The 14,414-nt window shown below is 70.9% G+C and carries 10 protein-coding genes and 3 CRISPR repeat arrays (1 of these 13 cut by a window edge); of the genes, 6 read left to right on the top strand and 4 right to left on the bottom strand.

The features are described 5' to 3' along the window. A CRISPR array of direct repeats spans window positions 1–411; the repeat unit is 29 nt; unit sequence GTGCTCCCCGCGCCCGCGGGGATGAGCCC; it reaches 596 nt to the left of the window's first position. 91 nt (window positions 412–502) lie between these two features. Further along, window positions 503–1,094: a CRISPR direct-repeat array (repeat unit 29 nt; unit sequence GTGCTCCCCGCGCCCGCGGGGATGAGCCC). 151 nt (window positions 1,095–1,245) lie between these two features. Then, window positions 1,246–1,641: a CRISPR direct-repeat array (repeat unit 29 nt; unit sequence GTGCTCCCCGCGCCCGCGGGGATGAGCCC). A 427-nt stretch (window positions 1,642–2,068) separates the two neighbouring features. Together NAMU_RS15000 and NAMU_RS14995 are read right to left on the bottom strand one after the other, a co-directional pair. Further along, window positions 2,069–2,938: a hypothetical protein gene (locus NAMU_RS15000; protein ID WP_015748249.1), complete on the bottom strand. Its 870-nt coding sequence runs from the start codon at window positions 2,936–2,938 to the stop codon at window positions 2,069–2,071. A gap of 234 nt (window positions 2,939–3,172) precedes the next feature. After that, window positions 3,173–3,637, bottom strand: coding sequence for a hotdog fold thioesterase (locus tag NAMU_RS14995; protein ID WP_015748248.1), 465 nt, complete (start codon window positions 3,635–3,637; stop codon window positions 3,173–3,175). A gap of 56 nt (window positions 3,638–3,693) precedes the next feature. Here NAMU_RS14995 and polA point away from each other — a divergent pair, with 56 nt between their 5' ends. Then, window positions 3,694–6,435, top strand: a complete 2,742-nt coding sequence (gene polA, locus NAMU_RS14990) for a DNA polymerase I (protein WP_407669245.1) — start codon at window positions 3,694–3,696, stop codon at window positions 6,433–6,435. Between the two features lie 162 nt (window positions 6,436–6,597). Next, window positions 6,598–6,978, top strand: a complete 381-nt coding sequence (locus tag NAMU_RS30250; protein ID WP_015748246.1) for a DUF805 domain-containing protein — start codon at window positions 6,598–6,600, stop codon at window positions 6,976–6,978. A gap of 33 nt (window positions 6,979–7,011) precedes the next feature. On the opposite strand, the gene NAMU_RS14980 is transcribed toward NAMU_RS30250, so the two are convergent. Beyond that, window positions 7,012–7,824, bottom strand: a complete 813-nt coding sequence (locus NAMU_RS14980; protein ID WP_041370717.1) for a class I SAM-dependent methyltransferase — start codon at window positions 7,822–7,824, stop codon at window positions 7,012–7,014. Between the two features lie 365 nt (window positions 7,825–8,189). Between NAMU_RS14980 and rpsA the strand changes: the two genes are divergently transcribed. Together rpsA and NAMU_RS30030 are read left to right on the top strand one after the other, a co-directional pair. Continuing rightward, window positions 8,190–9,647, top strand: coding sequence for a 30S ribosomal protein S1 (rpsA, locus tag NAMU_RS14975; protein ID WP_015748244.1), 1,458 nt, complete (start codon window positions 8,190–8,192; stop codon window positions 9,645–9,647). Between the two features lie 174 nt (window positions 9,648–9,821). Further along, window positions 9,822–10,538, top strand: a complete 717-nt coding sequence (locus tag NAMU_RS30030; protein WP_169312508.1) for a hypothetical protein — start codon at window positions 9,822–9,824, stop codon at window positions 10,536–10,538. 58 nt (window positions 10,539–10,596) lie between these two features. On the opposite strand, the gene NAMU_RS14965 is transcribed toward NAMU_RS30030, so the two are convergent. Then, a complete protein-coding gene (locus NAMU_RS14965; protein ID WP_015748242.1) occupies window positions 10,597–10,809 on the bottom strand; it encodes a hypothetical protein in 213 nt (70 codons plus the stop codon). 149 nt (window positions 10,810–10,958) lie between these two features. Here NAMU_RS14965 and coaE point away from each other — a divergent pair, with 149 nt between their 5' ends. Together coaE and uvrB are read left to right on the top strand one after the other, a co-directional pair. Continuing rightward, entirely contained in the window at window positions 10,959–12,173 is a 1,215-nt protein-coding gene (gene coaE / locus NAMU_RS14960; RefSeq protein ID WP_015748241.1) for a dephospho-CoA kinase, read from the top strand. A gap of 10 nt (window positions 12,174–12,183) precedes the next feature. Then, entirely contained in the window at window positions 12,184–14,403 is a 2,220-nt protein-coding gene (uvrB, locus tag NAMU_RS14955) for an excinuclease ABC subunit UvrB (protein WP_015748240.1), read from the top strand. Window positions 14,404–14,414 lie beyond the last annotated feature (11 nt).

The raw sequence follows: 14,414 nt of genomic DNA, 5'->3' as shown, positions 1-14,414 counted from the left end.
CTGACCGACGAACAGGTGCTCCCCGCGCCCGCGGGGATGAGCCGTGTCGGATCAGGTCGGCATTCGAGCCCACCCATGTGCTCCCCGCACCCGCGGGGATGAGCCTACTCAGAACTGGCTCGTCGACTCCTCGTTCGTGTGCTCCCCGCGCCCGCGGGGATGAGCCCGGCCGCAGGCCGGTCAACTGGGTACATGACTCGTGCTCCCCGCGCCCGCGGGGATGAGCCCGCGCCACACGCACGCCCCCGCTCCTGGAGGGTGTGCTCCCCGCGCCCGCGGGGATGAGCCCCTGAACTCGTGGGCCGCACACGCCCGCGGGTTGTGCTCCCCGTGCCTGCGGGGATGAGCCCGGTTCCTGGGTGCGCTCACCGGCGGTGCCGTCGTGCTCCCCGCGCCTGCGGGGATGAGCCCACGTCCGTACCCGAGCCGGCGGTACGGCTGGCGCGCTCCCGCGCCCGCGGGGGTGAGCCCTACACGGTATTGGCCTACCAAATCGGGATTCTGTGCTCCCCGCGCCCGCGGGGATGAGCCCTGCCAGGAGTTCAGCTGGTTCGCCGCGTCGGCGTGCTCCCCGCGCCCGCGGGGATGAGCCCTCGTCTTGGCTGGCTGGCTCTTCCTTGGCGATGTGCTCCCCGCGCCCGCGGGGATGAGCCCCGCCTCCCTGGAGTCCACGAAGACCCAGATAGGTGCTCCCCGCGCCCGCGGGGATGAGCCCCCGAACAGCACGGCGGCGGTGCGGGCGCACAGGTGCTCCCCGCGCCCGTGGGGATGAGCCCTCCTGGATGGTGACCGGACTGGTGCCGAGGTTGTGCTCCCCGCGCCCGCGGGGATGAGCCCGAACCGACAACCCGCGCGTGCAATCTGCTGGCGTGCTCCCCGCGCCCGCGGGGATGAGCCCGAGCTGCTGCTGCACGGCGCATCGGACGCCGAGGCGGCCCGGGTGGTGCTCCCCGCGCCCGCGGGGATGAGCCGTTTCCCTAAACAGGTTCTTCTCGATCAGGTTGGTGCTCCCCGCGCCCGCGGGGATGAGCCCCATCGCCGATCCGTTCCGATTCGAACGCCGCCGTGCTCCCCGCGCCCGCGGGGATGAGCCCGAGTTCACGCCGAACACGGTGACCCACACCGGGTGCTCCCCGCGCGGACCGGGATGAGCGTTCATCCCGGTCACCCTCGACGGCTCCGGCTGGGTGCTCCCCGCCAGCGGGGATGAGCCCTCCCGCTCCAGGTCGATGTTCAGGAGGGCTTGGTGCTCCCCGCGCCCGCGGGGATGAGCCCCCCGCGGATAGTAGAACCTGCCACGCAGCAAGGTGCTCCCCGCGCCCGCGGGGATGAGCCCTGCCGCGACTGGTAGGTGAACAACCTCGTGTAGTGCTCCCCGCGCCCGCGGGGATGAGCCCGGGTTCTCCGAGGCGTGCGTCCGCCTGTCCTCGTGCTCCCCGCGCCCGCGGGGATGAGCCCCTTCGTCGTCGTGCCCGCTGAGCTGCCCGAGGGTGCTCCCCGCGCCCGCGGGGATGAGCCCGGAACCCACTTCACCCCGTCGCACCAGTACTCGTGCTCCTCGCGCCCGCGGGGATGAGCCCTGGCTTGAGGCAAAGGCCGCCGGGACTCGGCGGTGCTCCCCGCGCTCGCAGGGATGAGTCCGTCAGAGCGACCCCGTAGGTAGTGCCGTGCTTCAGGCAACCGCGGGGATGAGCCGAAGGCGACGACGACCGGCGGGACGAGGTTGTACAGGCTGTCGACCCCAATGATCGCGAGAGGTCAGGATCCGGTTGTCGGTGATGGCCTGGAAAATCACCGTGAACGAGCCGACCGCGGCCCCCACGGCCAGCACCGTCCGTTCCCTTACCCGCGGGGCGTAGTCCAGCGCGCCGGGCACCGCGGCGACCGGGGGCACCCTCTTCCGCGCCCCGCCGAGCCGCGGGACCGGCCGCACCCGCACGCGCCGGCGCATTGCGACGGCTGGCGACTCCGGCACACCACTGACCCTGCTCGACACCCCGCCGACACGCCGAAACCGCAGCAGACAACGCCATGATCAACTCCGGGAGCGGGGGAGCGCCACCCGGAATCACGCGGTCCGGGCGAGCAAACCGCGCAGCTGATCGATCAACGGATCCGGGTGCCGCCAGATGTCGGCGGCGGTCGCGTACACGATGGTCCAGCCGGCGCGGCTCAACTGATTGTGCCGCTGCCGGTCGCGTGCGAGCTTGCCGTCACCGCTGTGGAAGTCCTCGCCGTCGTATTCCAGGCCGACTTTGGCGTCCTCCCAGCCCATGTCGATCCAGCGGATATTGCCGGGCACGACGACGCGGATCTGCAGGTCGGGCGCCGGAAGCCGGGCCGAGATCAACCGGTACCGGGCGCGGGATTCCATCGGTGACTGGGCCCGGCCGTCGGCGAACTCGCTCCACCGGCGCACGGCGGCGATCCCGCGGCGCCGCTTGGCCCGGTCGACCGCCTCGTGCAGTTCGTCGGCGGTGATGCAGTGGGTCAGCGCTGCATCCAGGACGGGCAGCACGTCAATCTCCGCGGCCCCGGCGGCGACGTCCACCGCGGTGTCGGCGGCGGCGGTGGCCCGAAAACCGTCCGCGAGCTGGGTGGCCGCCCGCGGCACCCACTGGTGCACAAGGACGCCCGCGCGCCGGCGGACCGACTGCCCGTCCGGAGTGGTCACGTGCAGCAGCCCGTCGTCGAGCACTCCGAATCCGTGCAGCGCGGCGGCGGTCTGGTGACAGGCCACGAGCGGAGCGCGCACCGCCAGCTGGAGCGCCCTGAGTCGGGTCACCAGATCGGCGTCCGGGATGCAGTAGGCCCCGCGCCACGGGTGGGTCAGCAGCTCGTCCTCGACGTGCCGACGCGCCCGCCGCCAGTGCGAATCCGCCCGGATCTGGCCGGTCGACCATGCGCCGGTCGGGTCGGGCGGGATCCATGGGTGCATGCGTTCAGGCTGTGGCCGGCGCCCGAATCGGCCAAGGGTCGATCGACCGATGTGGACGAAATTCGGACACGGGGACAACTCGGTGGGGGCCCGCGCCGGGCCCACCCCGGACCGCTGTTGATCATGGCGTTCTCTGCTCCGCCATCGGCGTGTCGCCGGCGTGTCGAGCAGACAACGCCATGATCAACTTCAGATTTGAGGGCCGGCGGCCGGCGCCGGGGCGGAGGAGCGCTCCTAGCGGGACAGGTCGCGCAGCATCACGGTCAGCCGGGCGGAGCAGATCCGGCGTTGCTGCTCGTCGCTGATCACGATGTCGAAGGTGCAGATGGTGCGGCCGACGTGGATCGGCGTGGACACCGCGGTGACCAGGCCGTCGGTGGCCGAGCGGTGGTGGGTGCAGTTCAGGTCGATGCCCAGCGGGGCGCGGCCGCCCCCGACCAGCGATCCGTGGAACGAGCCCATCGTCTCGGCCAGGGCGGCGCTGGCCCCGCCGTGCAGCAGGCCGAACGGCTGCCGGTTGCCGGCGACCGGCATGGTGGCGACCACCCGGTCCCGGGTGAACTCGGTGATCTCGATGCCCAGCCGCTCGGCCAGCTCGCCGCGCATCTCGCGCAGGATGGACAGCACGTGGTCGGGGTCGGCGGACGGTCCGAGGGCGGCCAGGGCCTGGGTGCCGGCGGGGCCGGGGAAGTCGGTCATCAACGCTCCAAGGGGGTCTGTCGGACCCTGAATCTAGACTCGCCCCCGTGACCACCGTGACGACAGGGGCGACGACAGGTCTGCCCACCGTGCCCGCCGACGACGCCGATGCGACGGAGCGGGTGCTGCTGTTGATGGACGGGCATTCGTTGGCCTACCGCGCGTTCTACGCGCTGCCCCCGGAGAACTTCTCCACCACCACCGGCCAGACCACCAACGCCGTGTACGGCTTCACCTCGATGCTGATCAACCTGCTCCGCGACGAGCAGCCCACCCACGTCGCGGTCGCGTTCGACCTGTCCCGGCAGACCTGGCGGCGCGAGGAGTTCGTCGATTACAAGGCCAACCGCAGCGCGTCGCCGTCGGAGTTCGCCGGGCAGATCGACCTGATCAAGGAAGTCCTGACGGCGATGCGGATCCCGTATCTGACCGCGGAGAACTACGAGGCCGACGACATCATCGCCACCCTGGCCACCCGCGCGGTCGCCGAGGGGCTCAACGTCCGCATCTGCACCGGCGACCGGGACGCGCTGCAGCTGGTCTCCGACCAGGTGACCCTGCTCTACCTGCAGCGCGGCGTCTCCGAGATGGCCCGGTACACCCCGGCCGCGGTCGAGGCCAAGTACGGGCTGACCCCGCTGCAGTACCCGGACTTCGCCGCCCTGCGCGGCGACCCGTCGGACAACCTGCCCGGCATCCCCGGCGTGGGGGAGAAGACCGCGACCAAGTGGATCCGCGAGTTCGGCAGCCTCACCGCGCTGGTCGATCGGGTGGACGAGGTCCGGGGCAAGGCGGGCGACGCGTTGCGGGAGGCCCTGCCGCACGTGCTGACCAACCGGCGGCTCACCGAACTGGTCCGCGAGGTGCCGGTGGACGCCGATCCGGCCACCGACCTGGAGCGGCTGCCCTACGACCGCGAGGCCGTGCACCACATCTTCGACGACCTGCAGTTCCGGGTGCTGCGCGAGCGCCTGCTGGATTACTTCGAGCAGTCCGACGAGACCAGCACCGAGGGGTTCGAGGTGGCCGGCAACCGGCTGGCCCCGGGCACCGTGCGGGCCTGGCTGGCCGAGCACGGCACCGGCCGGGTCGGCCTGGTGGTCCGCGGCACCTGGGCGCCCGGTGGCGGCGACGTGCACACGCTGGCCTTGGCCGCCGCCGACGGTGAGGCCGCGGTGGTCGACGTGGTCGACACCGACCCGGACGACGAGGCGGCCCTGGCCGCCTGGTTCGCCGACCCCACCCCGACGAAGGTCGGGCACGACCTCAAGACGGCGGTCAACGCGCTGACCGCCCGCGGCTGGCCGGTCGGCGGCGTCGCCTGCGACACCGCCCTGGCCGCCTACCTGGCCCTGCCGGGGCAGCAGACCTTCGACCTGGGCGATCTGGTCCAGCGCTACCTGCACCGCACGCTGGATCCGGAGCACAGCACCAACGCCGGTCAGCAGCTCTCCTTGATCCCGGAGGAGAACGAGGGCGCGCAGACCGAGCAGGATTCGCGGGACATGGTCAGGGCCCGCGCCATCATCGACCTGGCCGAGGCGCTCGAGCAGCACCTGGACTCGCTGGGTCAGAAGTCGCTGCTGGCCGACATCGAGCTGCCGGTGATGACGGTGCTCGGGGAGATGGAACGCGACGGCATCGCCGTCGACGTCGACTACCTGGACGACCTGCAGTCGACCTTCGCCGCCGAGGTGACCAGCGCGGCCAAGGCCTGCTACGCCGAGATCGGACGCGAGGTCAACCTGGGCTCGCCCAAGCAGCTGCAGGTGGTGCTGTTCGACGAGCTGGGCATGCCCAAGACCAAGCGGACCAAGACCGGCTACACCACCGACGCGGACGCGCTGGTCAGCCTGCACGAGCAGACCGGGCACCCCTTCCTCACCCACCTGCTGCGGCACCGGGACGTCACCCGGCTCAAGGTGACCGTGGAGGGCCTGCGCAAGTCGGTCGGCGACGACGGCCGCATCCACACCACCTTCCAGCAGACGGTGGCCGCGACCGGACGGCTCTCCAGCACCGAACCCAACCTGCAGAACATCCCGATCCGCACCGACGAGGGTCGGTTGATCCGCCGCGCCTTCGTCCCCGGCCCGCAGGCCGACCTGCTGCTCACCGCGGACTACTCGCAGATCGAGATGCGGATCATGGCCACCCTGTCCGAGGACGAGGGCCTGATCGAGGCGTTCCGATCGGGCGAGGACCTGCACACCTTCGTGGCCATGAAGGCGTTCGGGCTGCCGGCCGAACAGGTCACCCCGGAGTTGCGCCGGCGGATCAAGGCGATGTCCTACGGTCTGGCGTACGGGCTGTCCGCCTACGGCCTGTCCGGGCAGTTGAAGATCTCGGTCGACGAGGCCAAGGAACAGATGGAGGCCTACTTCTCCCGCTTCGGCGGTGTGCGCGACTACCTGCGCGACACCGTGGCCCGGGCCCGCAAGGACGGCTACACCGAGACCATCTTCGGGCGCCGCCGGTACGTGCCCGACCTGAACAGCGACAACCGGCAGAAGCGGGCGATGGCCGAGCGGATCGCGTTGAACGCGCCCATCCAGGGCAGCGCCGCCGACGTGATCAAGGTGGCCATGGTCAACGTGCAGCGCCGCATCCGGGCCGAGGGTCTGCGGTCGCGGATGCTGCTGCAGGTGCACGACGAGTTGGTCTGCGAAGTGGTCGCCGACGAGCTGGCGGTGATGACCGAGCTGCTCAAGCAGGAGATGGGCGGCGCCTACCCGCTGGCGGTGCCGCTGGAGGTCTCCGTCGGGTCGGGAGCCAACTGGGACGCGGCCGCGCACTGACCCGTACCGGGCGCAGCCGGGCCGCCCCCGGACGGGGGTGGCCAGCGCACATTCGGGCGATGTTGCTGGTCATTGGGGTGCGTCGACCCGCGGCCGGGCCCGGACTCACCTACGCTCCATGTCGACAATCGGCAGCAGTGTCCCGGGAGCGAAGGTCCGCCCATGAACAACAACACGTACGACCTGTCCACCTGGGGCGTCGGGGCCATCGTCGGCGCCAGCCTGCTCGGGTTGGTGATCTGGGTGGTCTTCCTGATCGCCTACATCAAGATCATCAGCAAGGCCGGCTACTCCGGCTGGTGGGTGCTGATCATGTTCGTGCCGATCGTCAACGTGGTCATGTTGTTGATCTTCGCCTACAAGGAATGGCCGATTGAGCGGGAGCTGGCCGAACTGCGCTCCTGGGCCAACCAGATCCAGCGCGGCCCCGGCCCGCAGCAGTTCGGCAACTCGCAGCAGTTCGGCGGGGGCCAGCCCGGCGGTCCGCAGCCGTACGGCGGCGGCCAGCCCGGCGGCCCGCAGAACCCGTACCAGCAGCGGTAGCCGGCCCGCCGGCCACGCCGGCGCGCGTCGCCTTCAGCCGAGCCGGGTGACGAAGATGGCGGTGCCGGGGAAGTACTCGCCGCGCAGTGGCGACCACTGGCCCCACTCCTGCGCGAAACCCTCCGGCCACTCCGGCTCGACCACGTCCAGCACCTGGAAGCCGGCGGCCACCAGTTCGCGGATCCGGTCGCCCATGGTCCGGTGGTGCTCGACGTAGGCGGGCACGTCGTCGGCGTCGACCTCGACGTAGGGCGATCGGTCGAAGTAGGACTGGATCACCGTCAGCCCGGCCGGTCCGGGGTCGTCCGGAAAGGCCCAGCGCATCGGGTGGTTGACCGCGAACACCCAGCGGCCGCCCGGCCGCAGCACCCGCGCCACCTCCCGCATCGCGCCGGCCGAGTCGGCCACGAACGGGATCGCGCCGAACGCCGAGAAGGCGATGTCGAACGAGCCCGAGCGGAACGGCAGCTCGCAGGCGTCGGCCTGCACCAGCGGCACCGCGATGCCGGTCCGCGCGGCCGCCGCCCGGGCGTGGGCCAGCATCCCGGCCGACAGGTCGAAGGCGACGACCTGCGCCCCGCGGCCGGCCAGGTACCGGGCGCAGGGCGCCGATCCGCAGCCCACCTCCAGGATCCGGCGACCGGCCACCTCGCCGAGCAGGCCGGCGTCGGCCTCGCGCAGGTTCTCCGGGCACCACACCAGGTCGGCCGCACCGAGGAAGTCGCCGTGCTCGCGGTGGTAGTCGTCGGCGTCGGCATCCCACCAGCGGCGGTTGGCGGCGCGACTGGCCGCCTGATCGGCGGGCCGGATACGGGGCCGGGTCGGTCCGACCGGCTCGGCGAGGATGCCGGCAGCCCCGGGGGAGACGAACGGCACCGGCACGTCAGTGGTCACCGGGTTATGGTGCCAGCATCGACCAGGGCCGGTGACGGCCGATCATCCCTGTCGTCCGGGGTCCCGATGTGCCCGGATGGGTGATCATGGCGTACGCTGGTTTGTGCGTTGTGGGTCTGTGCTGTCTCGGAATGGAGCAGACCGCACTCGTCAGGTCATCACCGAAGCATCGCCTTGCAGTAGGGGGCTCGAGTCCCGGGGGCGTCGTTCCAGGTCGCCCGGACGAACCAGCCCCGCTGCGTGCCGCCAGCCCAGATCCGGCCCGACCCCGTCGACGTCGCGATCCCGACACCACCCCGTCCGGAGCACCCCACCACATGTCCATCTCTACCGTCGCCGCCCCACAGGTCGCCATCAACGACATCGGGTCGGCTGAGGACTTCCTCGCCGCCATCGATTCCACGATCAAGTACTTCAACGATGGCGACATCGTCGAAGGCACCATCGTCAAGGTCGATCGCGATGAGGTCCTGCTCGACATCGGCTACAAGACCGAGGGCGTCATCCCCTCGCGTGAGCTGTCCATCAAGCACGATGTCGACCCCAGCGAGGTCGTCGAGATCGGCGAGCACGTCGAGGCCCTCGTCCTGCAGAAGGAGGACAAGGAAGGCCGCCTCATCCTGTCCAAGAAGCGAGCTCAGTACGAGCGCGCCTGGGGCACGATCGAGAAGATCAAGGAAGAGGACGGCGTCGTCTCCGGCACCGTCATCGAGGTCGTCAAGGGCGGCCTGATCCTGGACATCGGCCTGCGCGGCTTCCTGCCCGCGTCCCTGGTCGAGATGCGCCGTGTCCGCGACCTGCAGCCCTACGTGGGCCGCCAGCTGGACGCCAAGATCATCGAGCTGGACAAGAACCGCAACAACGTGGTGCTGTCCCGCCGGCAGTGGCTCGAGCAGACCCAGTCCGAGGTGCGCAGCGAGTTCCTCAACCAGCTGGGCAAGGGCCAGGTCCGCAAGGGCGTCGTGTCCTCCATCGTCAACTTCGGTGCGTTCGTCGACCTGGGTGGCGTGGACGGCCTGGTGCACGTCTCCGAGCTGTCCTGGAAGCACATCGACCACCCGTCCGAGGTCGTCGAGGTCGGCCAGGAGGTCACCGTCGAGGTCCTGGACGTCGACATGGACCGCGAGCGCGTCTCGCTGTCGCTCAAGGCGACCCAGGAGGATCCGTGGCGGCACTTCGCCCGGACCCACGCCATCGGCCAGGTCGTCCCCGGCAAGGTCACCAAGCTGGTTCCGTTCGGCGCGTTCGTGCGCGTCTACGACGGCATCGAGGGCCTGGTGCACATCTCGGAGCTGGCCGGCCGCCACGTGGAGGTCCCCGAGCAGGTCGTGACCGTCGACGACGAGATCTTCGTCCGCGTCATCGACATCGACCTGGAGCGTCGTCGGATCTCGCTGTCGCTCAAGCAGGCCAACGAGGGCATCACCGCCGAGACCGAGTTCGACGACGTGCGGGCCCAGTACGGCGTGGTCGACCACTACGACGAGCAGGGCAACTTCGTGCCGCCGGAGGGCTTCGACGTCGAGACCGGCGAGTGGCTCGAGGGCTTCGACACGCAGCGCGAGGCGTGGGAGAAGCAGTACGCCGACGCGCACGCGGTGTACGAGTCGCACCTCAAGCAGATCGCGGCCGCCCAGGTGGCGGACGCGGAGTCGGCCGAGCCGAGCAACTACTCGTCCGACACGGCTGCGGCCGCCGGCGAGCAGGTCCCGGCCGGTTCGCTGGTCAACGACGAGCAGCTCGCTGCGCTGCGGGAGCGTCTGGCCGGTAACTGAGCGATCAGTCACCCAGCAGTCCTCGAAGGGCCGTCACCGTTTCGGTGGCGGCCCTTCGGGCTTGTCCGGCTCGTCCCGGCCCAGGCTCCTGATCAGCGCGAAAGGGTTGACACGCCGGTGAAGTCGGCGTTGGCCCTGCCCGATTCGGCGCGGGCCGACCGTTACGGTGAACTCATGCGTCGTCACCTGGTGTTGGCCGCCGCCCTGACCGGGGTGCTGGCCGTCTCGGCCTGCTCCTCCGATACGGGCACCCGTCGGACCGTCACCGCGGTGGTGACCGTGTCCAGTGGCGACGCCGCCGCCTCCGGGTCGGAACAGCCCGCGGCCAGCGAATCGGCCCCGCCCACGGATTCCGCCTCGCCCAGCCCCGAGTCGTCCGCGGCCGCCTCGTCCAGCCCGGCCGTGTCGGCCGCCCCGATCGTCACCGGCATCGACCCGCTCAAGGTGGATTGTGGCGCGATCATCAGCGCCGACGACGTCAAGAAGAGCCTGAACGCGGACATCCCCAACGACCGGCTCAAGGTCAACGTGGCCGAGGTGAACACCGACGCCGGGCAGACGGGCTCGGTCCGCTGCCTGTACGGGCTGTCCGCCGACAAGAAGACCGGCCAGATCACGCTCCGGCTGACCAGCTACACCGACGCCGCGGCCGCGCAGAAGCAGGTCGGCGTGACGGTACAGAACGAGACCGACAACGGCGGCCAGATCAGCCAGACCACCGTCAACGGTTACCCGGCCACCATCGCGCTGCGCGACGGCGGGCTGATCGTGATGTCCTACGACAACTGGACCCTGGCGATCGCCGCCCCGGCCTCGGTGGATGCCGCCACGCTGACCACGGGCCTGCCTCAGCTGGCCGGCGCCGCGCTCACCCGCATCATCAAGTCCTGACCCGCCCTCGGCTCGCCGTCGGGACGCCGTCAGCCGTCAGGGCGCAATCAGATTGCCGTCAGGACGTGGCGGGGACGGCGGCCAGCCCGGCGGTCCGGCGCCGGGCGTGCGGAGCGCGCACCAGGTGCCGCCCGGGCCGCAACAGATGGCTCAGCCAACCGCGGTAGACGACCACGACCAACGAGTTCACCGACACCAGGCCGGGCCGCCCGCGCCGGTGCCGGCCGGAGTCCTGGGCGTTCGTCGAGGGACGCGCCAGCGTGATCGTCACGACGGACTCCTGTCGGTTGGCGGATCGAGAGTGGGGCGGGCGGGTCTCGCGCCTGACGCTACGTCCAGCAGCGCGCGACGGACGGTAACCGGACACGCGTGTCGGGATGCGACCGATCACCCGGTCCGGGGGCGGGGGATGATCGGTCGATGATCACTGTCGCGGTCACCGGAGGCATCGGCTCCGGCAAGTCCACCGTGTCCACGGTCCTGCGCGAGCACGGCGCGGTGGTCGTCGACTCCGACCAGCTGGCCCGCGAGGTGGTCGCCCCGGGCAGCCCGGGGCTGGCCGCCATCGCGCAGGCCTTCGGACCGGCGATGCTGACCGCCGACGGCGCGCTGGATCGGGCCGCGCTGGCCGCCGTGGTGTTCGCCGACCCGGCCGCCCGCCGGCAGCTGGAACAGATCACCCACCCGCGCGTGCGGGGCCGCTTCGAGCAGATCCGGGCCGCCGCGCCGGCCGAGGCGATCGTGGTCAACGACATCCCGCTGCTGACCACGCTGGCCCAGGCGGCGTCGTTCCACCTGGTCATCGGGGTGCGGGCGGAGGCCGAGATCCGGGTCGAGCGGCTGATCGGCCGCGGGCTGACCGAGGCCGACGCCCGGGCCCGCATCGCCGCCCAGCTCTCCGACGAGCAGCGGGCCCCGCTGTGCGACGTCATGCTGGCCAATCACGGCCCCCGGACGGAGCTGGCCGGCGCGGTCGACGGGCTGTGGACGCAGCGGCTGATCCCGTTCGAGAGCAACGTGCGGGCCGGCCGGCGGGCCGAGCGCGGGGCGCCGCGGCTGGTCGCCCCCCGCGCGAGCTGGGCCGACGACGCCCGGCGCCTGGCCGCCCGGATCTCCGCGGCCGCGGGTGGGGCTCGCGTCGACCACATCGGCTCGACGGCGATCCCGGGCCTGCCGGCCAAGGACGTCCTGGACCTGCAACTGACCGTGGACTCCCTGGATCAGGCCGACGCCCTGGCGCCGGCCCTGGCCGCCGCCGGCTTCCCGGCCGTTCCCGGCATCCGCGCGGACACCCCGCACCCGGAGAGCGCCGACCCGGCCGGGTGGGTCAAGCGGTACCACGCGAACGCTGATCCCGGGCAAAGTCTCAACCTCCACGTGAGGGTGAGAGATTGGCCGAATTGGCGATGCGCCCTGCTCCTGCGGGACTGGCTGATCGCCGATCCGGCCGCCATCGCCGAGTACCGGGCGCTCAAGCAGGGCCTGGCCCGGCGCTTCGCCGGCGACCCGGACGCGGATCGCTACGCCCAGGCGAAGGAGCCCTGGCTGGCCGACGCCTACGGCCGGGCCCAGCAATGGGCCACGAGCACCGGGTGGCGACCTGCGGAAACCGGCACTGTCGGACCGTCCGCGTAGCCTTTTTCTCGTGGCCTTCGCAACCGAACACCCCATCCTGGCCGTCTCCGAGCACCGCCCGGTCGGCGATATTCCGCGCACCTCGGGCCGCTTCGAGGTGGTCAGCGACTACCAACCCTCCGGCGACCAGCCGCAGGCCATCGCCGAGCTGCGCAAGCGGCTGGACGCGGGGGAGAAGGACGTGGTCCTGCTCGGGGCCACCGGCACCGGAAAGTCCGCGACCACCGCCTGGCTGATCGAACAGGTGCAGCGGCCGACCCTGGTGATGGCGCCGAACAAGACCCTGGCCGCGCAGCTGGCCAACGAGCTGCGCGAGCTGTTCCCGGAGAACGCGGTCGAGTACTTCGTCTCCTACTACGACTACTACCAGCCGGAGGCGTACGTCCCGCAGACGGACACCTACATCGAGAAGGACTCGTCGATCAACAACGACGTGGAGCGCCTCCGGCACTCGGCGACCATGTCGCTGCTGTCCCGGCGGGACGTGATCGTGGTCGCCTCGGTGTCCTGCATCTACGGCCTGGGCACCCCGCAGTCCTACCTGGACCGCTCGCTACCGGTGGCGATCGGCCAGCAGATCGAACGCGATGCCCTGCTTCGGGCGCTGGTGGAGATCCAGTACTCGCGCAACGACGTCTCGTTCACCCGTGGCTCGTTCCGGGTGCGCGGCGACACCGTCGAGATCATCCCGGCCTACGAGGAGTTGGCCGTGCGGATCGAGTTCTTCGGTGACGAGGTGGAGCGGCTGTACTACCTGCACCCGCTCACCGGCGACGTGGTCCGCGAGGTCGACTCGCTGCGGATCTTCCCGGCGACCCACTACGTGGCCGGACCCGAGCGGATGGCCAAGGCGATCGCCGCGATCGAGACCGAGCTGGCCCAGCGGCTGGCCGAGCTGGAGAAGCAGGGCAAGCTGCTGGAGGCGCAGCGGCTGCGGATGCGGACCAGCTACGACGTCGAGATGATGCGCCAGGTCGGGTTCTGCTCGGGCATCGAGAACTACTCCCGGCACATCGACGGCCGGCCCGGCGGGTCCGCGCCGGCCACCCTGATCGACTACTTCCCGGACGACTTCCTGCTGGTCATCGACGAGTCGCACGTCACCGTGCCGCAGATCGGCGCCATGTACGAGGGCGACGCCTCGCGCAAGCGGGTGCTGGTCGACCACGGGTTCCGGCTCCCGTCGGCCATGGACAACCGGCCGCTGACCTGGGAGGAGTTCGCCGGCCGGATCGGGCAGACGGTGTACCTGTCGGCCACACCCGGCCCGTACGAGCTGGGCCAGGCCCAGGGCGAGTTCGTCGAGCAGGTCATCCGGCCGACCGGGCTGGTCGACCCGGAGGTGGTCATCAAGCCGACCCGCGGCCAGATCGACGACCTGATCGGGGAGATCCGCGCCCGCACCATCCGGGACGAGCGAGTCCTGGTCACCACGCTGACCAAGAAGATGTCCGAGGACCTGACCGATTACCTGCTGGAGCTGGGCATCCGGGTGCGCTACCTGCACTCGGAGGTGGACACCCTGCGCCGGGTCGAGCTGCTGCGCGAACTGCGGCTGGGCGAGTTCGACGTGCTCGTCGGCATCAACCTGCTGCGGGAGGGCCTGGATCTGCCCGAGGTGTCCCTGGTGGCCATCCTGGACGCCGACAAGGAGGGTTTCCTGCGCTCGGAGACCTCGCTCATCCAGACGATCGGCCGGGCCGCGCGCAACGTCAACGGCGAGGTCCACATGTACGCGGACAAGATCACCCCGTCGATGGAACGGGCGATCGACGAGACGAACCGCCGCCGGGAGAAGCAGCAGGAGTACAACCGTGCCCACGGCATCGACCCGATGCCGCTGCGCAAGAAGATCAACGACATCCTGGCACTGGTCTACGCGGAGGCGGACAACACCGTCGACGGCGGGTCACCGGTGAAGGTCGGCGGGTCCGGCCGGAACTCTTCCCGCGGCCGCAAGGCGCAGGGCGAGCCGGGCGGCAAGGCATCCAAGACCTCCGGCGTGTTCGCCGGGCACAACACCGCGGGCATGGCCCGCAGCGAGCTGGCCGACTTGGTCCAGCAGCTGACCGATCAGATGATGGCGGCGGCCCGGGACCTGAAGTTCGAGCTGGCCGGCCGGCTGCGGGACGAGATCTCCGAGCTCAAGCGGGAGATCCGGGACATGGACGCCTCGGGGGTGACCACCGCGAAGGATTCCCGCAAGGCCACGCTGCACGTGGTGAAGTGAGCCCGAGCCGG

Source organism: Nakamurella multipartita DSM 44233, assembly GCF_000024365.1.
GTDB classification, from domain to species: domain Bacteria; phylum Actinomycetota; class Actinomycetes; order Mycobacteriales; family Nakamurellaceae; genus Nakamurella; species Nakamurella multipartita.
The sequence above is the reverse complement of the archived record's forward strand: the minus strand, read 5'-3'. Positions and strand labels throughout refer to the sequence as shown.